17 protein-coding genes are annotated in these 23,931 nt (G+C 38.9%); 9 read left to right on the forward strand and 8 right to left on the reverse strand.

Features of this window, described 5'->3' with window-relative positions:
- Positions 1-4 precede the first annotated feature (4 nt).
- The 3 genes from LVD16_RS22765 (at position 5) to LVD16_RS22775 (ending at position 5,315) form a co-directional block, all read left to right on the forward strand.
- Entirely contained in the window at positions 5-3,565 is a 3,561-nt protein-coding gene (locus LVD16_RS22765) for an amino acid adenylation domain-containing protein (protein WP_233770599.1), read from the forward strand.
- A 106-nt stretch (positions 3,566-3,671) separates the two neighbouring features.
- Positions 3,672-4,397: an SDR family oxidoreductase gene (locus tag LVD16_RS22770; protein WP_233770600.1), complete on the forward strand. Its 726-nt coding sequence runs from the start codon at positions 3,672-3,674 to the stop codon at positions 4,395-4,397.
- A 9-nt stretch (positions 4,398-4,406) separates the two neighbouring features.
- Positions 4,407-5,315 (forward strand): helix-turn-helix domain-containing protein, encoded by a 909-nt coding sequence (locus LVD16_RS22775; protein ID WP_233770601.1) that lies wholly within the window; start codon positions 4,407-4,409, stop codon positions 5,313-5,315.
- A 231-nt stretch (positions 5,316-5,546) separates the two neighbouring features.
- Here the strand turns inward: LVD16_RS22775 and LVD16_RS22780 are convergent, their stop codons facing one another.
- Positions 5,547-6,587, reverse strand: coding sequence for a hypothetical protein (locus LVD16_RS22780; protein ID WP_233770602.1), 1,041 nt, complete (start codon positions 6,585-6,587; stop codon positions 5,547-5,549).
- A gap of 230 nt (positions 6,588-6,817) precedes the next feature.
- Here LVD16_RS22780 and LVD16_RS22785 point away from each other — a divergent pair, with 230 nt between their 5' ends.
- Positions 6,818-8,080: a DUF3667 domain-containing protein gene (locus LVD16_RS22785; RefSeq protein ID WP_233770603.1), complete on the forward strand. Its 1,263-nt coding sequence runs from the start codon at positions 6,818-6,820 to the stop codon at positions 8,078-8,080.
- Here the strand turns inward: LVD16_RS22785 and hemL are convergent.
- From hemL to guaA, 3 genes are read right to left on the reverse strand one after another with little or no spacing between them, the layout of a single operon-like run.
- Complete coding sequence (hemL, locus tag LVD16_RS22790; protein WP_233770604.1) at positions 8,077-9,366, reverse strand: glutamate-1-semialdehyde 2,1-aminomutase; 1,290 nt, start codon at positions 9,364-9,366, stop codon at positions 8,077-8,079. The genes LVD16_RS22785 and hemL overlap by 4 nt on opposite strands.
- Positions 9,356-11,101, reverse strand: a complete 1,746-nt coding sequence (locus LVD16_RS22795) for an ABC transporter substrate-binding protein (protein ID WP_233770605.1) — start codon at positions 11,099-11,101, stop codon at positions 9,356-9,358. The genes hemL and LVD16_RS22795 overlap by 11 nt, the downstream gene beginning before the upstream one ends.
- A gap of 8 nt (positions 11,102-11,109) precedes the next feature.
- A complete protein-coding gene (guaA, locus tag LVD16_RS22800; RefSeq protein WP_233770606.1) occupies positions 11,110-12,639 on the reverse strand; it encodes a glutamine-hydrolyzing GMP synthase in 1,530 nt (509 codons plus the stop codon).
- Between the two features lie 180 nt (positions 12,640-12,819).
- Here guaA and LVD16_RS22805 point away from each other — a divergent pair, with 180 nt between their 5' ends.
- Positions 12,820-13,635: a M48 family metalloprotease gene (locus LVD16_RS22805; protein ID WP_233770607.1), complete on the forward strand. Its 816-nt coding sequence runs from the start codon at positions 12,820-12,822 to the stop codon at positions 13,633-13,635.
- Positions 13,636-13,716: 81 nt separating this feature from the next.
- On the opposite strand, the gene LVD16_RS22810 is transcribed toward LVD16_RS22805, so the two are convergent.
- Genes LVD16_RS22810 through LVD16_RS22820 form a run of 3 tightly spaced genes read right to left on the reverse strand, consistent with a single transcriptional unit; the run spans position 13,717 to position 18,137 of the window.
- Positions 13,717-15,024, reverse strand: a complete 1,308-nt coding sequence (locus tag LVD16_RS22810) for an amidohydrolase family protein (RefSeq protein WP_233770608.1) — start codon at positions 15,022-15,024, stop codon at positions 13,717-13,719.
- A 6-nt stretch (positions 15,025-15,030) separates the two neighbouring features.
- Positions 15,031-16,395: an amidohydrolase gene (locus tag LVD16_RS22815; protein WP_233774618.1), complete on the reverse strand. Its 1,365-nt coding sequence runs from the start codon at positions 16,393-16,395 to the stop codon at positions 15,031-15,033.
- 20 nt (positions 16,396-16,415) lie between these two features.
- Positions 16,416-18,137: an amidohydrolase family protein gene (locus LVD16_RS22820; RefSeq protein ID WP_233770609.1), complete on the reverse strand. Its 1,722-nt coding sequence runs from the start codon at positions 18,135-18,137 to the stop codon at positions 16,416-16,418.
- A 210-nt stretch (positions 18,138-18,347) separates the two neighbouring features.
- Here LVD16_RS22820 and LVD16_RS22825 point away from each other — a divergent pair, with 210 nt between their 5' ends.
- From LVD16_RS22825 to LVD16_RS22840, 4 genes are all read left to right on the forward strand, one after another.
- Positions 18,348-19,823 (forward strand): hypothetical protein, encoded by a 1,476-nt coding sequence (locus tag LVD16_RS22825; protein WP_233770610.1) that lies wholly within the window; start codon positions 18,348-18,350, stop codon positions 19,821-19,823.
- A 126-nt stretch (positions 19,824-19,949) separates the two neighbouring features.
- Positions 19,950-20,993, forward strand: coding sequence for a sensor histidine kinase (locus LVD16_RS22830; protein WP_233770611.1), 1,044 nt, complete (start codon positions 19,950-19,952; stop codon positions 20,991-20,993).
- Positions 20,990-22,045, forward strand: coding sequence for a histidine kinase (locus tag LVD16_RS22835; protein WP_233770612.1), 1,056 nt, complete (start codon positions 20,990-20,992; stop codon positions 22,043-22,045). The genes LVD16_RS22830 and LVD16_RS22835 overlap by 4 nt, the downstream gene beginning before the upstream one ends.
- A 2-nt stretch (positions 22,046-22,047) precedes the next feature.
- Positions 22,048-22,809: a LytR/AlgR family response regulator transcription factor gene (locus tag LVD16_RS22840; protein ID WP_233770613.1), complete on the forward strand. Its 762-nt coding sequence runs from the start codon at positions 22,048-22,050 to the stop codon at positions 22,807-22,809.
- A 1-nt stretch (position 22,810) separates the two neighbouring features.
- Here LVD16_RS22840 and LVD16_RS22845 read toward each other — a convergent pair whose 3' ends face one another.
- Positions 22,811-23,683, reverse strand: coding sequence for an AraC family transcriptional regulator (locus tag LVD16_RS22845; protein ID WP_233770614.1), 873 nt, complete (start codon positions 23,681-23,683; stop codon positions 22,811-22,813).
- Positions 23,684-23,931: the final 248 nt, after the last annotated feature.

Consider the following 23,931-nt stretch of genomic DNA (forward strand, 5'->3'; position numbering starts at 1 on the left):
ACCAATGAATGAATCAAATTATTCCTACACTGAGTTTTTAGAGGAAACTGTAGACCTTACACAATCTATCCACGCACATATTATAAAGCAGGCTACTAAGCAGCCTGACAAAACCGCTATTATTGATCAATCAGAATGTATAAGCTATGAGCAACTGCTTTCTAAATCAGAAGACATTGCTAACGAAATACTTTCCAGAGACATTCAGCCAGGCGCCTTGGTTGGGGTCTGTATGAGCAGAAGTTGGGAGCTCATAGCCACAGTACTAGGCATACTGCAATCTGGTTGTGCCTATGTTCCCCTAGACCCAAAATACCCAAGAGAAAGAATTCGATTTATGCTCCAACACTCTAAAGCAGCGGCAGTAGTTGTAGATGATACCATTACCAGCGAATTATGTAAAGGATTTCAATTAATAAACAAGAACTCTCTTTCACAAGCTCGCCCTCTTGAATTGCCAACCGTATCCACCTCCAGCTTAGCATATGTAATTTATACTTCAGGATCTACAGGTCAGCCTAAAGGTGTAGCTATTGAGCATAGAAATGTGTTAGCCATGATTAATGCTATGAATGAGATCCTGGACAATAAAGATTTAGAGGGCATGTTAGCAGCCACTTCTATCTGCTTTGATCCTTCTGTCTCAGAAATACTTGGTACCCTCGCACTTGGAGGCAGCGTAATCTTAGCCAAAAACATGCTTGACCTGCCGGAACTAGACAAAAAAGGCCTCATAAAAAGTTGTGTGGTTGTTCCTTCAGCCGTTCAGGCTTTACTTTCATCAGGATGGAAACCTGAAGGAATCAGAACCATCATTTTTGGTAGCGAAGCACTGAAGCAGCCATTGGTTGAAAAACTCTTCGCTTTAAATATAAGTGCGAGAATATTTAATGCTTATGGCCCTACTGAAGACACCGTTTTCTCTACCTACACTGAAATTTTAGATGCCACTCAACCTATCACCATCGGCCAATCAGTACCTTATTCCAATTCATACATTCTAAATGAGGATATGACCCCTGTAAAATCAGGTGAAGCAGGTGAGCTTTATCTTGCAGGCAGCAAACTGGCCAGGGGCTATTTGTTTGATGAGTCCAAAACTGATGAGCGTTTTATCCAAATCAAGTCCGAACATATTACCGAATCCAGAATATACAAAACCGGAGACCTATGCCGTAGGTTGAAGAATGGAAATATTGAATTTCTGGGAAGAATAGATCAGCAAGTGAAAGTAAAGGGCTTCAGAATAGAATTGAAAGAAATTGAATCGGTGCTGGAATCTAAGGAAGGAGTAATTACTGCTGCCGCTCTGGTGACAGATGGCCTGCATGAACAACAAGTTTTGACAGCCTTTGTGACCTGCAGTGACCATCATACATCTACAGATTGTCTAAAATCCCATCTATCTGACCGCTTGCCAAAATATATGATACCCCAGGTAATCCACATCACAGATAGCCTGCCTCTTTTACCTAACGGAAAAGTAGATCGCAATCAGTTGATCCGTCTATCTAAAAATTCTCACAAAACGACGCCAACTCCTATTAAAACAAATAAAGATATAACCTTTGATCAATCAGATATTTTAGAGGTTATTCAGGATACAACAGCCTCATTATTAGGCTATAAAGACTCGATCGAAATAGCTATAGATCTATCATTTGAAAGCATGGGCATAGACTCTCTTGCCTCTGTAGAACTAAGCAGTAGGCTAGCAAAAGCCTTGAATATACCTTTACCGGTAAACATTATTCTGGAGTACCCCACAGCCGAAGAACTAGCTCATTATATTATCAATATGAATTCGAAGGATAATAATCCACTTAGAAGTAAGCAAAAATCCTCCAACTCGCTGGCTACATTTCAAACCCAAATTCAATCCAGTCACCCCACCTTCCAAGCAGCCAAAATTAATGCCTGGTCTGTTAACGATAAAAGTAAATTAGTGCAGGAGGTGCTACATATGGTAAATAGTCAACGAAGAAATCCATATAGTAAAGTTCTTCGAACGGGTAGTGCTACACATGGTTTAGTTAGTGATGCTTATTCTGATGAGGAACAAGATGCTATTATCTGGACCACCAATTTATACCTTGGGCTCAACAGAGATAAGGAAGTAATTCAGGAATCATCAAAAGCTCTGCATAGTTTTGGGACAGGTATGGGTACGTCTGCAGCAGCCTCCGGCATGACCGACTTGCATCTGACCTTTGAAAAAGAGTTTGCTAAGCTTACCGGCAAGCCAAGCGCCTGCCTCTTCCCTACCGGGTATACGGCTAATCTGGGAGCTGTTGCTGGCATTTTAAACCATAATGATGTGGTAGTGATCGATCAACTCTGCCATGCTTCCATTGTGGATGGCGCAAGACTTAGTCGCGCCTCCATTAGGACCTTCAAACATAATAATATAGCCGACCTTGAAGAAATACTTAAAACAGAAGTATCTGCCTATAGAACCACCCTGGTAGTATTAGAAGGTGTCTATAGCATGGGCGAAGGTGCGGCCCCTGTAGCTGATATAGTGAGAATGGCCAAAAAATATGATGCCTTAGTACTTGTAGATGAAGCACACTCCTTCGGATTTTACGGAGATGGCGGAGCAGGTATATGTGCTGCGCAAGGAATAACTGAGGATGTAGATTTTATTATGACCACATTAAGCAAGGCCCTTGGTAGCATAGGCGGTGTGGTTTCAGCATCTCAAGAGCATATCGACCTCATTAAATCATCATCAAGGGCATATATTTTCCAGGCTTCCATTAGTCCTGCTGATATGGCTGCTGCACTTATAGCTCTTCGAAGACTTCGGTCGGATGATGCGCTGAGAGAAAGACTTTGGAACACCACACGGTATATGCGTAAGAGATTTACAGAAGAAGGCTATGATCTTGGCACTGGGGATGGACCAATCGTTACACCTCATTTCAGCAATAAAGATAAACTATACGGTTTGGTACAGGAGATGTATAAAAGAGGTGTTCAAACCTCAGCGGTAACGTATCCTATAGTAGAACCTGGAAGAGGTCGGCTAAGGTTGATTTGCTCGGCGGCACATACTTTTGAAGATGTTGACAAGACTTTAAAAGTTCTAAAAGAGGCTGAAGAGGTAGTAGATCATCAACTGAAGATGTCACAAAACCATCATAGAAAGGCAAAATATCTCGTCCGGGCTGACCTAGACAAATGGGCGAACATCTTTGTTGAATATCTAAATAGCGCTGTTTTCACCTCTCAATCCTTAATACCAGATTTATTGATATCAATAAAAACTTTGAAAGCCACTACTCCATTAAATATTGTCGTTGATAATGGAATAGCCAAAATGAACACGGCACATACTGATAATGTAACCAAATCCGTCCTCCTCTTTAAGGACGATGATACCCTTCATGCTTTATATAGATTAAACATTCAAGAGATATTACTTGGTATCAGCCAAGGCACTTGCGTGTTAGAAGGTGATGTAGAGCCCTTTACCTGGTTTATGGCTAGAATTAAGGATCTACATGAAAACAGTCTGGCCTCTAAAACAAATGAGTTTAATGAAACAGAAACCTTGGCATAAGCCAAATGGTAAACAAGTCAGATTTGAATTATACATGGATAGATTCGGTTAACTGATCGTAGAAGATAGGTGTGACCTTTGTACTGTATCATTTAAATAAAAAGAGATGAAAAAAGTATTGATAACAGGTGCAAACAAAGGAATTGGTTTTCAGGTAGCTAAGCAAATGGCAGAAAAAGGCTATTATGTTTATTTGGGATGTAGAGATTTAGAAAGAGGCCAGGAGGCTGTAAATAAATTAGTAGCGGAAGGTCTTTCAAATGTAGAGGTTTTAGTAATAGATGTAGCTGATAGCGAATCGATTATAAAGGCAAAAGAGGTGTATGAGCAAAAAGAGGAAAGCCTTGATGTACTTATTAACAACGCAGGAATTTCATTCATGCAGGCTCCACAGTTGGCCTCTGTTGTTCAGACTGATGCCATAAAACAAATCTTCGCTGTGAACTTTCATGGGGTAATAGAAACTACACAACAGTTTTTACCACTACTGAAAAAGTCTGATGCTCCTAGAATAGCCAATGTGAGTAGTGACTTAGGTTCTCTCACTACACAAAGTAATTATGACTGGCAGCATGCCATGATAAAACCTGTGGGTTACATTTCTTCCAAAGCTGCGTTGAACGCTTTTACTGTAGCTTTAGCTTATGAATTGAAGGACTCAAACTTTAAGGTGAATAGTGTAAACCCTGGAGCAACGGCCACGGACCTCAATAATCATATGGGATCAAGAACTCCAGAGTTTGCGGCTCAAATTATAGTAGAATGTGCTACCTTACCTGAAGATGGCCCAAGTGGTAAATTCTTCAGCGAAGAAGGCTTTTTACCGTGGTAATTGAATAGAATGGAACAGCGAGAGATAAAGAATGTAAAAACCATATCTGAATATCATCAGATTATGGGATTGCCATCGCCAGATCATCCACTTATCAGTGTTATAGACATCGGTAAGCATAGTCTGGATGGCGACTCCACCGTATTTAGCTTCAGCTTTTATGCCATAGCCATTAAGAGAGATTTCTCTGGAAAAATGCGTTATGGCCAGCAAGAGTACGACTTTGATAACGGCATGATGACCTTTATCTCTCCCAAGCAGGTGTTTTCATTTGAGAGCAATAAGAAATCATGTACTTCAGGATGGCTTATATTAATCCATCCTGATTTCATGTGGAACAGCACATTGGCCACAGCTATTGATCAATACGAGTTCTTTGATTACAGTACCAATGAAGCACTGTTTCTCTCTGAAAAAGAGGAAAATCTGATCATTAATATCATTCAGATTATTCAGCAAGAGTATCATACAAACCTGGATGGTTACAGTCAGGAAATCATCATTGCGCAAATAGAGTTATTATTAAAATATGCTCAGAGATTTTATCAAAGGCAGTTTCTAACTAGATCAAAAGCTAATCATGAAGTACTGACGCAGCTTGAAAGCCTACTTAGTGAGTATTTCAATGGCCCAAATCTCACTGATAAAGGCATGCCTTCAGTACAGTTTGTTGCAGATGCACTGCATCTATCTCCCAACTATTTGAGCAGGCTATTACAAACACTTACAGGCCAAAGTACCAAGCAATTTATTCAGGATAAACTGATCCATCTGGCCAAAGAAAAACTCACCACTACCAACCTAACCATCAGCCAAATAGCCTATGAGTTAGGTTTTGATTACCCACAGTCTTTTACCAAGCTATTCAGAGCTAAGACAAATCAATCGCCATTGGAATTTAGGAAGTCTTTTAATTGAGTAGTACTTGTTATGTTGGTAATAACACCAACAAAGGCTAAAAGACTTTCAACGAAGTACGGCTGTTCAATTTGTGATAACCAACAAGGGCTAAATAACTTAGTGGTGCTTAAAAATAGCAGAAGTCATTTCACCTCACCCCCGGCTCTTCTCCTCAAGGAGAAGGGAGGTGGACATAAAAAAAGCCGACATGTGATCATGTCGGCTTTGATGTTTTTATGGTTACTGGAATTACTTTCCAAATGCTTCTACAGAGTAGTCAAGGTTGGTACTATAAACAGGGAAACTAATTTTTACTAAGGCGTAAAATCCTTGTCCTTTTAAACCTGGACGCATACCTACTTCACCACCATATGACCAGCTTAGTGTTCTGTTAAACTTACCATCTATACCCGCTCTAAACCCGATCATTGTAGTCTCTAAATTTTCTGCGCTGTATACGTTTCCGCCGTAGATAATATCATCGACGCCAATAGCTGGTGCTATCATAATATCCAAGAAGGCCGTAAAGATAAGATCATCAACACCTTCTTGATATTTGTTATCAAAATCTACTGCCACGTTCTTTATCCAGCTCATAGAACCGCCTACATAAACACCTTTTACATCAATACCTGAAAAAAGCGTTGTATTCTTCATTTGTTCTTCACTGTTTTCAAACTGCTCCGGAATAGCCCCTCCAAAAGCCTCGGTCATGGTCATACCTTGAGCCTCAAGAGCTCTGTTTACATCCACCGAAGTATCAAAGAAAACACCTCCAAGTCTGGCTCCATAAACTTTCCTTACCTTACAAGGTATTTCGGCGTTTAGTGGTACACGAGCAGCCCACTTATCACCTTTATAACTTTTTCTGTATAAGAACATTTTAGTTTTACCACTCTCTTCAAAGTCTTTGATGTGGTAGGTAGCACCTAGTTCATAATAATTAAATACCCTTGGAGTTCCTCCTAAATCAGGATTTTCCTCAAGCAAATTATCTGCGATGTGCCTGGATAGGTCAAAAGGTTTTGCATACGCTTTTCTGGTATGAACTCTAAAGTCCATTTTCTCTTTCCAGAAATAGGTAGCTTCAAGACCAAAGCCAGCGTTTATATTTGCTTTCCACAACTCACCATAAACTGGCTGAAACTGAACGAACAGCTTATTAATAGCATATGGCTCATCATATAATTCTTCGTAAGTTACGGGTTGTTGGTCGCGCCTTTTTTGCGCCATACCTGACGATACCACAAGCAGGACGAAAAGCACTAAAAAAATATGAGACTTCTTCACGGTTATTGAAATTAAAAAATAGCTTTTGAAAATAGCTCTACAATAAAGTTATAAAAATAGTAAAATTTGCGTTAGCTCCTATATTTACCTTTAATATAACTTCCAACCAGGCAACAATATAAGCATTAATTAGAATAATGGAATAAAAGGTAACAGGTTGACACACATTCTCTCCATTAAATATATGTTTAAACTATAATTTTTAATACTTTTCGGGTTTATAGCCAACTATGAAAATCAGAAGAAAGACTAATGAGTGCCCAAACTGTGGCGCCAACCTGAATAAAGTATATAATTATTGCCCTATGTGTGGCCAGGAAAACACCAGCAACTATGTTTCTTTAAAAACGCTGCTTGGTGACTTCTTTAACACTTACTTTGCTCTAGACTCAAAGTTTGCAAAAACAGTGTCACCTTTCTTCTTTAAACCGGGCTATCTTACCAATAAATACTCAGAAGGTAAAAGGGCTTCTTACACTCATCCGCTTAGGCTTTATCTTATCTTAAGTCTATTTTTCTTCTTTGTATTCAAAAAAGTAGCTAACACAGATGATCTCCGAAAAGGCTACAATAATAGTGATGGAAATATATCTGTATACATTGACTTGGATGATGTAGAAGGCCTGAGTAAAGAAACTAAAAAGGCCTTGACTGATCATGTGAGCAAAAAAGATATGAAGGCTATACTCAAAGCCATGAATAAGAGTGAAGATCAGGAGGCGTTTCAAAGATCTTTACAAACTGAGCTTTCTGATCAGAAAAAAGAGACCCTCAAATCCGCTTTGGGTGAAAAAGCTTTATTTCAAATAGGGCTAACACCTTATGACTCGTTAACTGCTTCGTTAAAAAAAGAATTACAACAGGACTCCTTGAAGCTAGCCGAGCAAACTTCAAAATCGAAAGTGGCTAAAAACAAAAATTCACAGGACTCTACCAAATTCATATTGGCGAGGGTAGATTGGGACCTGGTAGATAGTTTAAAGCACGAAGAGTCATATTCTGATGAACAGCTTTTGGATAGCATGTATCTTGGAGAACTAGGAACATTCGATCATTTACTGGCCATACAGGCTATAAGGATTAATCGTGACCCTGATGATGGTATCGATTATATATTGAGCAATCTTCCTATTATGATGCTCTTTTTAGTGCCTGTGTTTGCGGCTATTCTAAAGCTGCTTTACATCAGAAGAAAGCACCTTTATATTAAGCATCTTATTCATGCACTTAATTTGCATTCTTTCGTGTATTTCTTTTACGGATGTACGCTGCTGCTACTTATGTGGTTCGATCTTTCAGAAAAGGCCTCAACCATAGTAACACTATTGGGCTTTATAATCGCCAGTGTTTATGCCTATATTTCCTTTTTGAAAGTATATAAGCAGGGTTGGTTTAAAACGCTCGTCAAGTTCAAGATAGTGGGATGGCTTTATTTCACCTTCATTTCACTATTCCTGGTATCAGAAGCGTTTATATCCCTGCTATTATTTTAGTGAATGTCCTGGAGCACTTTATAGTTAGCATCCACAATTTTCTGAACTAAATTCTCAGTGATCTCTGTAGAGATGAATAGCGTTTCAAATTGTGATGGAGCCAGGTAAATCCCTTCGTTAAGCATTCCTCTGAAATACTTACCGAATAGCTCTGTATCGCAAGTTTTAGCAGATTCAAAATCAGTAATCTTTTGATTAGAAAAGAAAATACTGATCATAGATCCCAGCTGATTGATGGTATAATCCAGCCCTAGCTTAGTAAGATTATCTCTAAAACCAGCTTCAATTTGCTTTGTGGTAGCATCCAATTGCTCATATACAGCCGGATTACTATATAAGTAGCTCAGCATAGCATAACCTGCTGCCATTGCTACAGGGTTTCCAGACAAAGTACCAGCCTGATAAACAGGACCTACAGGAGAAACAAACTCCATGATCTCCCTTTTACCACCATAGGCACCTACCGGCATTCCTCCGCCAATAATTTTACCCATAGTTGTGAGATCAGCAGAAACATTAAAAAGCTCCTGCGCCCCACCTCTGGCCAGTCTAAAGCCAGTCATTACTTCATCAAAAATGAGAACAATCCCATGTTGATCACATAAAGATCTTAGCCCTTGTAAATAACCTTCTACCGGAGTTATACAGCCCATATTACCTGCTACTGGCTCAAGTATAATGGCGGCAATATTATCCGGATTACTTTCTATCAGGTGTTTTACTGCTACCAGGTCATTGAAAGGAGCTGTTAAAGTATCTTTAGCTACTCCCTCAGTTACTCCCGGGCTATTGGGTACGCCCATAGTGGCAGCACCACTACCGGCAGCGATTAAAAATGAATCACCATGGCCGTGGTAGCAACCTTCAAATTTTATGATTTTTTCTCTGTTAGTATATCCTCTGGCTAATCGTATGGCCGACATAGTGGCTTCAGTACCAGAGTTTACCATTCGCACCTTTTCAACAGAAGGCACCATTTTACAGATAAGCTCTGCAATGATAATTTCCTTCTCCGTTGGTGCCCCGAAAGATAAAGATGATTTAATAGCCTCAGCAACAGCACCTTCTATATCAGGATGGCTATGACCTAAAATCATAGGCCCCCAGGAATTGATCAGATCTACATACTCATTATCATCAGCATCATACATAAATGCACCCTTAGCTGATTTTATAAATAACGGATCTCCTCCTACTGATTTAAATGCTCTTACGGGAGAGTTAACCCCGCCTGGTATAAATTTCTGTGCTTTACTGAATAATTCTTTACTATTATCAATCTTCATTCTTATCTTCTATTTCATACAACACTTCTACTCCTTCCGGACCAAAATTCAAGATGGGAACTAACGCATTATCCTGACTGCTTTGATAGCTGTAACCAGGAGTTAAATAACCTGGCATAAATTTCTCCTTCTCCCAACCCAGTTGAAAATACTTTCCATATTCTTCCAGGCTTTTACCCATGAAAAGCATCATATCATAACCAATGGCAGAATAGTTAGTAGGAGCTATTTTATGTCTTGAGATATAATTCTTTCTAAAAGTTTCGTAAGCAGGGTTATCCGTAGGCATATATAAAGGTGCGTATAAGGCCGCTCCTAATTTCTGATATACATCGTAACCTACTACAGAAAGTTCCAGCCAATCAGCTGATCCTACCACAAGCACAGAGTCACCTCGGGTTTGCACGGCACTGATCACTTTGGTATATATAAGCTCATCTTTAGAGGCAACAAAAATATGTCCTAAGCTGCCTTTTTTAATTTTCAATCTTAAAGCTTCATCATCAGGACCACCTATTTTTCCTTTGTTCACCAGCATATCAAGGATACTTCTACTTTTGTCCTTTTCAATCATTTGAGAAGATATAATATTAAAACCTTCCGCTTCGATTTCCTTTTTATAAGCATTCGCCACAATTGAATCGCCCGCTGCCTCACCGTAGAATATAAGGCCTGTTTTATTGAAAGCATGCTTTGCTACATAATCAGCTGTTTTCTTCCCTACTGTCTCATCACTTGGGCTAAATAGAAAGGAGTATGGGTTCTGACCAATCACATCTGCGTCAGATGAAAGCGGATTGATCATGTTAATTTTATTCTTAAAAGAAAAATCCTGAACTAACTCTCTAGGGCCTGAAAACAACGGACCGATGATTAAATCCATAGATTTCAATTCTTCTTTCTCCAGAATTTTTTGCGTTGTCTCTTTGCTTCGCTTAGTATCATAAGCATAGAGCTCTACATTAATTCCTTGCTGCTTGAGAGTATCCATGGCTAGCCTCATGCCTTCGTAAAGATCGAGCACAAGCTGATTTACTTTAGGCCTTTCGTTAGCTTCCAGTCTGTTCATAAGGAAAGGGAAAAGTACTGCTACCCTATACCTATCTTTATGCTCTGACTTTTCTATTCTAACTATATTGAAATCATCCTTATTAAGATCGAATTTGTCAATTAGCTCTGAAAGCAGTTCTTTATCCTGACTTACCAATGGCTGAGCAGCAATTTTCTTAGCCAATACTTCAGCCAATACTGCATCTTTAGGATGATTTTGATATAACTGCTCAAGGTTATCTATTACTTCTACCTGATCCAGATAGTGATATTTCAGGTTATAGACATCCTTTTTATATGCTTTGTCATTTATCGCATTTAGAGCCGTGATACCCTGATTATACTCCTTAGATTCTAAATAAATCTTACCCAACCAGTAGTTTACCTCATTAACTTTTGACCATTTTGGGTACTTCTCTCGTATCTGCAAAAAGGCCGTTTTAGCCATAGGAGCATAGCCTTGGTTATAAGCGGAGATAGCATAGTAAAAAGAAGCATATTGTACGAATGGATTATTAGCCTCCTCAGCCATAAGCGGCTTAAAGGCTTCCATTGCCAAACTATAACTCTTATCATTGAATAGAGCCTTGGCATTAAGGTACTGCTGCTGCTTACTACCTTGAGCAAATATGGAGTTAAAACAAAGTAAAAAGCCGACTAGAAATAATAGGTTTTTAGAATTCATAAGTTGATTTATTCCCACTCTATAGTTGCAGGAGGTTTAGAACTAATATCGTACACTACTCTGTTAACACCTTTAACAGAATTAATAATCTCATTTGAAACATCAGCCAAAAACTCATAAGGCAAATGGCACCAGTCTGCAGTCATACCATCTACGCTGGTTACTGCTCTCAGGCTTACCACTCTTTCGTAGGTACGCTCATCGCCCATCACCCCTACTGACTGGATGGGTAATAGCATAGCACCTGCCTGCCATACATCGTCATATAATCCGGCTTTCTTCAAACCATTAACAAAAATATGATCTACCTGTTGCAGAATGTGTACTTTTTCAGGAGTTATATCTCCTAATATTCTTATTCCTAAACCTGGTCCTGGGAATGGATGTCTTCCCAAAATAGATTGGTCTATTTCTAATGTTTTACCTACCAAACGTACTTCGTCTTTAAATAATGTATTTAAAGGCTCTACTACTTTTAGTTTCATGTAGTCAGGCAGTCCGCCCACGTTATGGTGTGATTTAATGGTAACAGATGGTCCATTTACTGATACTGACTCAATAACATCTGGGTAAATAGTACCCTGACCTAACCATTTTACATCTTCAATCAGGTGTGCTTCTTCATCAAAAACATCGATAAACACCTTACCAATGGCCTTTCTTTTTCCTTCAGGATCTGTTAAGCCCTTAAGAGCAGAATAAAATTTATCCTTGGCATCAACACCTTTTACATTAAGGCCCATGTCTTTGTAAGAATCCAGAACATCTTCGAATTCATTCTTTCTAAGTAGGCCGTTATCTACGAAAATACAATGTAAGTTGCTGCCAATAGCCTGATGAATAAGAACTGCTGCCACGGAAGAATCAACCCCTCCTGAAAGCCCTAACACTACCTTATCATCACCTAACTTTTCTTTTAGAGAAGCTACTGTACTCTCCACAAAAATATCAGGAGTCCAGCCTTGCTCGCAACCACAAATATGTACTACAAAGTTTCTTAGTACTCGTTTTCCATCAGTACTATGTGTAACTTCCGGGTGGAACTGAATACCATAAGTTTGCTCACCTTCCTTTTTAAAAGCAGCTACTTTTACAGAAGGAGTACTGGCAATAATTTTAAAATCTTCAGGAAGCTCAGAAATGGTATCACCGTGTGACATCCACACCTGAGAGTCAATTGAAATCTCTTTCATCAGCTCATTATGCTGGTCTACTTTACTCAGCTTGGCTCTTCCGTACTCTCTTATTTCAGAAGGCAGAACATGACCTCCACTTTTATGCGCCATCATTTGGGCACCGTAGCAAACTCCTAAAACTGGCACTTTACCGCAGTAAGCACTCATATCTACATCAGGAGCATCATCTTGTCTTACAGAGCAAGGGCTACCAGAGAAAATAACTCCTTTTATATCATCAGTAAGTTCAGGAGCATTATTAAATGGGTGAATTTCACAATAAACGTTTAATTCTCTAACTCTTCTGGCTATCAGCTGCGTATACTGCGAGCCGAAATCCAGGATCAATATTTGTTCTGCCATGGCACAAAAATAGTACGCTCCGTGGGGAAAAACTATTAATTTATAAAAAGATGAATTTTCTTAATATTGTAGAAATAATTTCCCGGTTTACTCCAGACATTTTTTGATTATAAGAATGTAATCATAGTTGGCATAATATTTAATAAGTCTTAGGTGTTTACAAATCAGAATTTAAAATCAATGAAAAAAATTACTCTACTAAAAATTTTCACCCCTGTAGCATTACTCACTCTTATATTGTCTTTTTCAGCATGTGATAAGAATGATAATGTTTTGCTTTTTTCTGTGCAGAATGACATAGAACTTGGCGCGCAGGTGAGCCAGGAGATTGCAAATGACCCACAATACAACATTATGTCCCGAACTGGGAATGAAGAAGCTTATGCTTACCTGGAAGGTATGGTAGATGAAATTCTTGAAAGCGGACAAGTAGCTTATAAAGATGAGTTTGCCTGGGAAGTGACCATTCTTAAGGATGACGAAACTTTAAACGCCTTTGCCACTCCGGGAGGATATATTTATGTATATACAGGTCTTATTAAGTATTTAGAATCAGCTGACGCTCTTGAAGGCGTACTAGGACATGAAATTGCCCACGCTGACTTAAGACATACCAGTAGAAACTTACAGAAGCAATACGGAGTATCTATCTTATTAAGCATACTTATCGGTGACAATGCATCACAGTTAGAGCAAATAGCTGGTCAGGTAGCTGGTACAGTGGCCGGTTTATCATTTAGCAGAGACTATGAGTCTGAGGCAGATGCTAAATCAGTAGTTTATTTAGCTGAAACTCAATATGCTTGTAACGGTGCTGCTTATTTCTTTGAAAAATTATTAGAGTCTGGCCAGGGAGGCGGAACACCAGAGTTTTTAAGCACACACCCTAGCCCGGATAGCAGAGTGGAAGACATTAACGCTAAAGCTACTAGTGAAGGTTGTGAAACTAACCTGGCAACAAATACCGATTACGATACTTTCAAAAACAGTCTATAATATTTAGGCTCGTGAATATAAAATCAAAAAGGCTGTCATCTCGGACAGCCTTTTTTTTCGGATTTATAAATAAAAGCAAATTTATTTCTTCACACCAGGATCTCTTTCCAGAAACTCATCATACAGCTTGGTATGACGGCTCTCCATAGGAATATTCCATCCTTCAATAAATACATACTTGATCTGCGTTTTAGTTTCGAACGGATCACCGTCTGAAATGAACAAGGTTGCACTTTTTCCCTTTTCTAACGATCCTAACTGATCATCTACACCAAAAAGCTGAGCGGGAATAATAGTTACAGCTTTCAGAGCTTCTTCTTTACCTAAACCATAAGTGGCAGCAAAGCCAGCATGGTAAGGTAAGTTTCTTACATTCTCAGCATCGTTAGTTCTTATAGCCACCGTTACTCCTGCTTTAGACATAATGCCAGCATTAGCATAAGGGCGGTCATACTTATCATAATCACGGTTAGGGGTATCCAACACCGGACCTGTGATCACCGGGATTTTAGCTTCAGCCAATTCTTCAGCCACTCTCCAGCCTTCAGAAACACCTGTGAAGATCACTTTGATATTCTTTCCTTTCACCCAATCAATAGCCGCCTTGATATCGTTGGCAGCGTTCACTTCTATTAAAAGCGTTTGCTCACCTTTTACAACAGGTGCCAACGTGGCCATCTCAGGGTTATAATTTAGCTCTGTAGATACCTTTTGTGCAGTGATAGTTGAATCTATTTTAGAATAGGCTAAAGCATTATCCCACACCTTATTAAGGTTAGCAAGAGCTTTATCAGCATCTTTTTTAATGTCTTCCTCAGACCTTCTGTCCCATCTGCCTCTTTTACCAGTAGTAGGGAAATTCATTACCACACCTTCAAAACCTGCATACATCTGATCAGGCGTATAACCGTGTAGGTTAATTAACGCTGCAGTACCTGAAAATAGACCTCCCTGTGGGATAGTTAATGCCGTAGTCACTCCGCTCACTCTGGTTACAGGGATAAGCACAGAGTTCGGGTTTACAGCAGTAAGCGCCTTCATTTGAGGAATAACCTCTCCTATTTCATTATAATCTCTGGTACGTGGATCTGAACCTACTTCTACCAAACCTATTCTGGATCCAGACTCTATCATTCCCGGGTAAATGTAAAGGCCTTTGCAATCTATCTCCTTAGCTCCTGAAGGAATAGACACATTAGCACCTATGTCACTGATTTTTCCGTCAGAGATGATTAGTGTACCATTATTAATAGTGCCTTTGGTCACTGTAACAATGGTAGCATTTTTTAAAGCGAATGTACCGGTGGTGGCTTTAGCATTTTGTCCGTAAGAGATGAGGACGCAGAATAATGCCGCAAGGGTTAATATTATATTTTTCATGCTCTTCATCTTAAATTATTTATCTGTAAGTAAATAGTTATCATGAACATCCATACATCTATGCTCTTCTTCATCTGCATGAAGCGTTACATCGATCGTTTCTTTAGGATCTGGATAAATTCTCATATCTGCAGGATCATTCTCTCTATCAAATTCAACCACGCCATCCACAATGGTGAACATCGGCACCGCATAAATAGAAAGCGGATGATTTTCAAAAATGGCTACATCACCATCTTTTCCCACCTCGAGTGAACCCACTCTATTTTCTATCCCCAATTGCTTAGCAGGATTAATGGTAATCAACCTCAAGGCTTCTTCATCAGACAGACCACCATATTTCTGCGTTTTACCGGCCTCATGATATAGGTGTCTAATCAGCTCCTCAGAATCTGAATTAATGGATGTAGTTACACCGTTCTTCGCAAGTATAGCAGCGTTATAGGCTGTAGAATAATATACCTCAAATTTATAGTCCCACCAATCAGCAAATACAGACGCCATAGCTCCGAACTCAGCTAACTCAGGTGCAACCTTGAATCCTTCATTTACGTGCTGAAAAACGAGTTTTTTGATACCGTAATCTTTAAAAACCTGCATTAGCATGTAAATTTCATCTGCTCTGTAAGAGTGACAATGAACGATGATATTACCTCTTAAAATATCAGCTAAAGTCTCCATTCTTAAGTTATACTCAGGAGCCTCCCCTTTGAAGCCTTTCTTCTTTTTAGCTGCCTTATAAGTATCCCATTTCTGCATGTACTGCTTGGCTTCAGCAAAAGAGCTTCTAAAAACAGCTTCTACACCCATTCTGGTACGTGGCACAATGCCGCTACCACCGCCATGAACCCTTGTAGGATTTTCTCCTAAAGCAAACTTAATGGTTCTTGGTGCTCCTTCCATTCTGATCTCTTCCATGTCTACTGTGCCAAACCTATGCTTGATGGTTTCGCTCTGTCCTCCGATAGCATTAGCAGAACCATGAAGCGCATGTGAAATAGTAACTCCACCAGCAAGAGCACGGTATATTGAAATATCTAATGGATCCAGAGCATCTCCTGTCCAAACTTCGGCTGTAACTGGGCTAGTAGCCTCATTTACAGAGCTTAATGCTATGTGTGAGTGAGCATCGATAATTCCGGGCATCACATATTTACCAGAAGCATCTATTACTTTGGCACCAGATGGCGCGGCTATACTCTTTCCTATTTTGGCTATTTTACCGTCTTTAATCCAGACATCAGTATTTTCAAGAACACCATTAGTAATAGTAAGAACGGTTCCATTTTTTATAAGCACATCGCCCTTTTTCTGCGCAGTGGCCAAAGTAGCCACACAAAGCATTAATAAGGCGAGTGTTAATTTATTTATAGTTTTCATTAATCTCATGGTCTGATATTTTAATGTTTTTCCGGTACTCTTTCACCTTCTACAGGGAAACTTCCATAGCTTCCTGCAGTCATGCTTCCCTCAAAAGTATCTCCATCTATCTGTACACTAAATGTAATAGGCAGAGTCTCACCCCCTGTATCTACTGTAAATGCAAATGACAAAGTATTTCCATCTACAGATACATCAGTGATGTCTGTAGACTCACCGGTAGTACTATTTGTAATTGAGCCGCTGTAAGCACCAGGCTCACCTGTAATGGTGATTACACCTGTCACTTTTCCTTGCGGAGTCTCAGTGCTGTAAGACCATTTACCTTTCAAGTCAGTAGTTTTACCACCTTTACCCTTCTTCTTTTCTTTGGCTTTGTACTCGTACATGCTTCCATCTACAAATACATATCTCACATTAGATTCTTTATCAAAATAAGGCTTATCACTGATCACTAAGTTGGCCAACTTACCATTATCTACAGTTCCCATTGAACTTGAAACTCCAAGAATTGATGCTGGCGTAGTGGTTAAAGCAGCTAAAGCCTGATCCTCCGTAAAGCCGTTTTCTATCAGCTTTAATAAGGTTGATTTCACATCCTTAGATTTTACTTCCAGCGTAGAAAAGCCGAATTGTATGTCTTGCTGAGTGAATAATGCTGGCTGCTTGTAATAGTTAAGAATCATTTGTTTCTTTCTTTCTTCCAGCTGCTCTCTTTCAATATCTTCAGCAGTTTTCTCCTCTACCTTCACCTCTGTAGAATCTGACTGCACAGAATCAGCCTTCTCCTCTTTTAGTTCAGGTAAGTCCAAAGAAAGGAAAACCTTTGCCTGTGAGGCTTTTATCTTATTGGTAAGGTCCCAGCCCTGCTTTACTTCTGTAAGAATTAGGTTGAAACCAAGATCATTTTTCAGCTTTAATACTCTTTCTATATCCAGTACATCTTCAGCTTTAAATGCCACGGGCACTTGCTTATCAATAACAGGATAAAATGCTTCCAAGACTCTGTCTGCTGAAGGTCTGGTCATTCCCGCAGGATCTTTAGCATATAAAGTGCTGTACGATTTAGACTCCTTCGCCTGTCTGTAAAGCTCTCTGTATTTGGCCATTACAGCCATAACAGTGCTTGGGTAAACACCTGGTGCACCATCTAGCTGACTGAATAATGAAATTTCTTTTTTGTATAACATAGCATCTGCACTTTCACCGGAAAGTAAAATCACAGAGCCTTGCCCTGGCAGCATTCTACCATAAGGAACTACATGAGCGGCAGTGAAACCCAACTCACGCATATCGGCTATTGATTTTTCAGAAGTAGATAAAAGGTCTGCCACCGACTTCTCAGGCTCAATACCTGCCACATCGTTAGGCGGATTTCCCGGATCTTTCACATCGCTGTTTCGTCCTCTGCCACGTCCTTCTTCTTTTGGTTGTGGTATTCCTGTGTGTGAAACGCCCTCTATAAAACCAGCATATACATACATGCTATCAGCTTCTATCACCATAGCATCTGCCGGCACTGACACATTCTTACCTACTGAGGTAATGATGCCATCCTTTATTACTATGGCTCCCATATCTATCTTTCGGCCTGGGGCTTGAATAATGTTAACATTCTTAATTACATAAGTGCTGGTGACTGGCTTAAGGTCCAGGTCCTGGGCATATGTAGCTAAAGAAGTGATGAGAAACAGAAGGATAAATAAGCCCCTCCGCTTCAAGTTCATAGTGGGTTCTTTCATTGATTCGCTACGTTAATTTTCAGTTAAGTCATTTTAAAACTATTATCCGTATCCTTCGAAACCAAAGCAGATATATATGAGCGGTAATAAAAGTTTAAGAAACAGTTCAGCCAGCCTGCAGTTCACTACACTTTCACTACAGTTGATGACTTTCGGTTATTAATTAGGTTTTTAAATGCGGATCATTGTAAGGTATTAAAACTCAATAGTATGAACAAAGGTCAAAAACTCACAAGGATAGACATACGGGTCAAAATAATGTCTATCCTTATTCTCACCTTGCTTTGTTACTCAACTCATGCTCAGCATATTGTAGTGAAAAGCAACACCAGTGTTGACAGGCATGATGATGGTAAAGGGGTGGTTGAAATTCGTCATTCCACGGGCAAAAACAGCTTCAACATTGAATACAAAGGAGAGATAGCTACTACTGACGATGATAAAGACATAAAAAGTATATCTCCCGGTGGCTACATAGAGATTAGTAAAACCACTTTTGGCAGCAAGCGCTCTATCCAAATAGAAGCTACTTCTAACGGCTTGAAAAGAGAATACTATGAAGGCAGAAGTGAGGTAAACTATCTTCCTGAAGGGAAAAAATGGCTTGCGGAGATCCTTCCGGAAGTTATCAGAACCACGGGTATTGGCGCTAAAGATAGAGTAAAGAGATTCTATAAAAAGGGTGGTGTAGATGCTGTTATGGCTGAAATCAACATCATTGAAAGTGATTATGTGAAATCTATTTACGGCGGCCACCTTCTAGAAATGGACAACCTTTCTGATAATGAGCTTATTAAAATAGCGGAAGGCATTTCCAGCCAAATAAGCTCGGATTATTACCTATCAGAAGTACTCAGAAAGAATTCGAGACAATTTCTAATAAAAGACAATACCTCAACCGCTTACTTCAATGCTGTAAAGCACGTAGGTAGCGATTATTATAGCACCATTATCCTTAAAGAGGCCCTCAAGGAGCATAAGCCTTCTCAAGTAGCTATCGTAAAGATCATGGATGCCAGCAAAAATATAGGCTCAGATTATTATCAAATGACCGTGCTCAACGATCTACTGGATGATGATCTTGATCCTGAAGCTTTAAAAGCAGTGGTGGCTACTTCCAGAAATATTGGCTCCGATTATTACCAGACTCAATTATTGAGCAAAGCTTTAGAAAAGCCTAATCTGCCCGATGAATCATTCATAATAGTAGTGGATGCCATGGCCAATGTAAACTCTGATTATTATATGGCTTCAGTATTTTCAAAAATGTTGGACAAGCCTCAAACAGAAGCTATCAACATGAAGATTGTGTCTATTATGAACACAAAATTAAGGTCTGATTATTATGCCTCCACCGTACTAAGCAAAATGATTAAAAATCAAAAGTTATCGGATAAGACCATGGAAAGCATAGCCAGTGCACTGCAAAACCTTGGTTCATCTAACTATGCCGCAGCAGTGATAAAAAATGCATCTGATCAGAATTTGTCAAAAAAATCAATGTTATCGCTGATACAAACGGCTAGTCGCATAGGTTCGGATTACTACGCTTCTGAAGCCCTATCTTCTTTGGCTAGTCAGGTAAAGAAAAGTAATGATAAAGAGCTGATGGAAGCTTACAGAGCCGCGGCCAAAAATATTCATTCGGACACTTACTATGGACGCGCCATGAGGGCCATTGATTAGTCCATAATAATATCCGGCAACTCGAAATAAATCAACAACAAGCCAGGGCAGGCCTTCAAAATAATCATCCTTTTGATTAGATTGTGGCCTGCTATGGCGTTAAGACATTTTTCAACACCCACCTTTATGCGTAAGTTCTGGCTAGGAGTACTCATTTGTACTTTTATCGGCATAGCCTATTTTCTATACCTTTTTTACAGCGAAGAGGCGTACCTACCCTCCTTACTGCAAAATTTACCACATCTATTTGTCAGTATTTTTACGGCTAACCTGATAGGCTTGGTCATGTATACATCTGACAGACAGCTTAATAAATACATTTCCTGGAAGGAGAATCTATCTACCCGATTTATCTCCGGGCTTCTGGTGAATATCCTATTGGCTACAGGCATTATGGCTGTAATTAGCTGGATATACCTTGGTATATATATTGATAATTTCAGAATAGGAGAAATATGGACAGCTTTTAATGAATACATCATTAAGCTATCGATAATCACATTAATAGCCATAGTTCTCTACTCACTTATATACTTTGCACTGTACTCTTACAATCAGTATGCTATAGTACAAATTGAAAGCATTAAAGACCAACGAAAGCAATTGCAGCTTCAATTCGATGTACTGAAAAGTCAACTGAGTCCACACTATTTATTCAATAGCTTAAATACCATATCCTCATTAATATTCAAGGATGCATATTTGGCAGAAGACTTTATCAGGAGACTGGCCCTCACCTATCAGTATATTCTGGATAATAATAAGAAGCAGTTTGTAACATTAGAGCAAGAGGTGGAATTTGTGAAGTCATACAACTACCTACTCAAGGTAAGGTTTCAAAATAACCTCCACCTGGAGATTAACCTTCCAAAAAACATTATGCACACTCCTATTCCACCGCTAACACTTCAAATGTTAGTGGAAAATGCCGTGAAGCATAATGTAATTAATCAACAAAAGCCGCTTTACATTTATATCAGCGCTGTAGACAATACAGTTATCAATATCATCAACACAAAAACAGACCTTCCTGCTCATGTAAGTTCATTTCAAGTAGGACTGAAAAATATAAAACAGCGTTATAGCTTCTTTACTGATAAGCCTATAAAAGTGATGGATGCAAGCAAGTTTACAGTGTCTCTTCCAGTACTAAAAAATGTAGAACTATGAAGAAGCTGTATATCCATAATGCCTTATTCAGAATATTAGTACCTCCTTTTTACGGCATACTAATATATCTACTCATATTACTGATCAATAACAATGTAGATCAGATCAACGAGATTTTCACCGGCCAAGAGGTTTACGTTTGCATAGGACTTACTTATATAGTTTCTGAAACACTGCGGCTACTTATTATCTTGCTAGACAGGTTCTACTCGGTCACCATAGATAGTCAGCGCATATGGATTCAGTTCTTACTAGGCCTGGCCGTAAGCGTCATTGTAGTTTCAATCAGCATATCAGCCTATTTTGAGTATATCCTGAATTTCAGTATCACCCAGACTCAGCTGATTATTTTTAATATCATTTACGCAGTATCCAGCCTTATCTATAACCTGCTTTTTGTGAGCAATGACTTCTTGCATCGTCAAAACCTGGACAAAATAAAGCAGGAAGAAATGCTTACAGAAACCATTGAGGCTGAGCTTCTAAAATTTAAAAATGAAGTAAATCCGGAGCTATTTTATGATGCCCTGGAAACTCTTATCACACTGGTACATAAGAATGCAGAAGAGGCTGAAGACTACATAGACCGGCTTTCTCTGGTATATAGATACATTCTCGGTCATAGAAAAATAGAGTTATCTTCGGTATCAGACGAAGTGAATGCAGCTCAAAACATCATTCATTTACTGAATTTCAAGTTTAACCAATGCATCACCTTCAAAACAGATTTACCTCCTCAAAGTGGGAATATGCCAATGGTACCCGGAGTGCTGGCCAGCTTAATTGAAACAGTGATCAGAAATAGCATAATCAACAAGTTTAAGCCCATGCAAATAGAGCTCAGCCTTGAGACGGATGATGGCTATTTCATTTTACAGCATAAGCTGAATGATAAACTGATTATTTCAGAGAATAGAAGCCAAATCTTTAAGCAAATGCAAAATGCGTATGGATATTATAGCGAAAAACCTGTGGTTCATGTAAAGGCTTATGACATGAATTACATAAAAATACCTATACTTGAAATAATGGAAGACCAAGAAGCCATCTGAATATGAAAGTACTTATAATTGAAGATGAAGTGCCGGCAGCGGAAAAACTCGAAAGATACCTTTTAAGATATGACGCCAACATTGAGATTCTGGATAAGCTTACCTCGGTAGAAGAGTCTGTAGCCTGGCTTAAAAGGCACCAGGACAGAATCGACCTCATCTTCATGGATATTCAGCTCACTGATGGCAAAAGTTTTGATATATTCCCTTCCGTGAACGTGGAAAAGCCCATCATATTCATCACTGCCTTTGATGAATATGCAGTAGAAGCTTTTAAAGTTAATAGTATTGCCTACTTGCTCAAGCCCATCATATATGCTGATCTTGAAGCTGCACTAAATAAAATGGAAAGCCTTAGAAGTCATCTAAATCCAGGTGCTTTTAATATCAACCAGGCCTTACAACAGTTACAGAAAGATCAATACAAAACACGATTTATGGTAAAGCTCGGTGAGCACATTAAATCAATTACTACCGATAGTATTGAGCTATTCTATGCAGAAGGAAGAACGGTTTACCTCCTCACCAATCAGGAAAGAAAATTCATCATAGACTATAAACTGGAAGAGTTGGAATCTATGCTCGATCCTCAACAATTTTACAGAGCCAACCGATCATTTATAGTTAACATAAATGCCATTGAAGATGTGGTGGTCTATTCTAACAGTCGCCTGCAAATATCCACCAAAGTACCTTTCGATAAGGAAATAATTGTAAGCCGCGAAAAAGTAAACCCATTTAAAAACTGGTTTAACGGACATTAAATCAATGCTTTGTAATTAGCTTCTGCTGTGCTCTGAACATACTCGGAGTAAAGCCCAGCTTCTTTTTAAAGGTTCTGTTAAAATTAGAAACATTATTAAATCCGCTATCAAAACACACCTCACTGATGGAACGCTCAGTTTCTATAAGTAGTCTGGCGGCGTGTCCCAAGCGCAAATCTGTGATATAATCTGAAAAAGAGCTATTAGTACGTTTTTTAAAGAAATGACTAAAGGCCGACTCAGACATATTTACCAAATCTGCCACATCCTTAAGCTGAATTTTCTGATAAAGATTTTGCTTTATGTATTCATTCACCTTTTCTATTCTTCGGCTCTTAGCAATGGTGTATGAATCTATATATGAAGGAGAAGCGAGCATGCGCTTATTTCTGGAAATACTGAGATCATAGAGTATTGACAAGAACTTGAGCAATGAATCAAAATCCTGTGACTGAGGCAGTTGTATAATCTTCTCTTTGAGCATGTCAACCGTTTCACCAGAAAAAAGGATACCTCTTTTAGACATATCTAACATATCTCTAATGGGTATAGCCAGCTTTCTGTTGAGCGTAGCCTCACTCAAAAAATCCTGATGAAACTGAATGGTGATCACATGAGCATTGGTATTTTTATCATTGCCGGTCCAGGCATGGGGTGTATTAGATCCTACCAGCACGAGATCAACATCACTGTAGTCCAGTATTGAGTCTCCTACTATTCTTTTTCCAGATGAATTCATTACCAGATTTAGTTCTAATTCCGGATGATAATGAACGGGAAAATCAAATTTTGCACTGGTATGATTCAATACTATAAAGAAATCATCTTCAGAAATAGGCACCAATTCACGCAAAATACGCTTGTTATTATTCATAATAGTATCACATTATCTCAATGTTAATAATTGAATTTCATACAATCACAAACGATTTAAATAGTCATTTGAATTAAAAATATACTTCAAATATTAACAAAATAACTAAAAAAGCAATTCCCATCAGGTTTTAAATCTTCAATTCCATCATTTCAAGAGATTAACATTTCATAATTGTACAATTATTAAGCTGAATTTACAAAACATTACATCCTCAAAAACATGTGCTTTGTAAAGCATTAAATCAC

The organism is Fulvivirga ligni (assembly GCF_021389935.1).
GTDB lineage: Bacteria > Bacteroidota > Bacteroidia > Cytophagales > Cyclobacteriaceae > Fulvivirga > Fulvivirga ligni.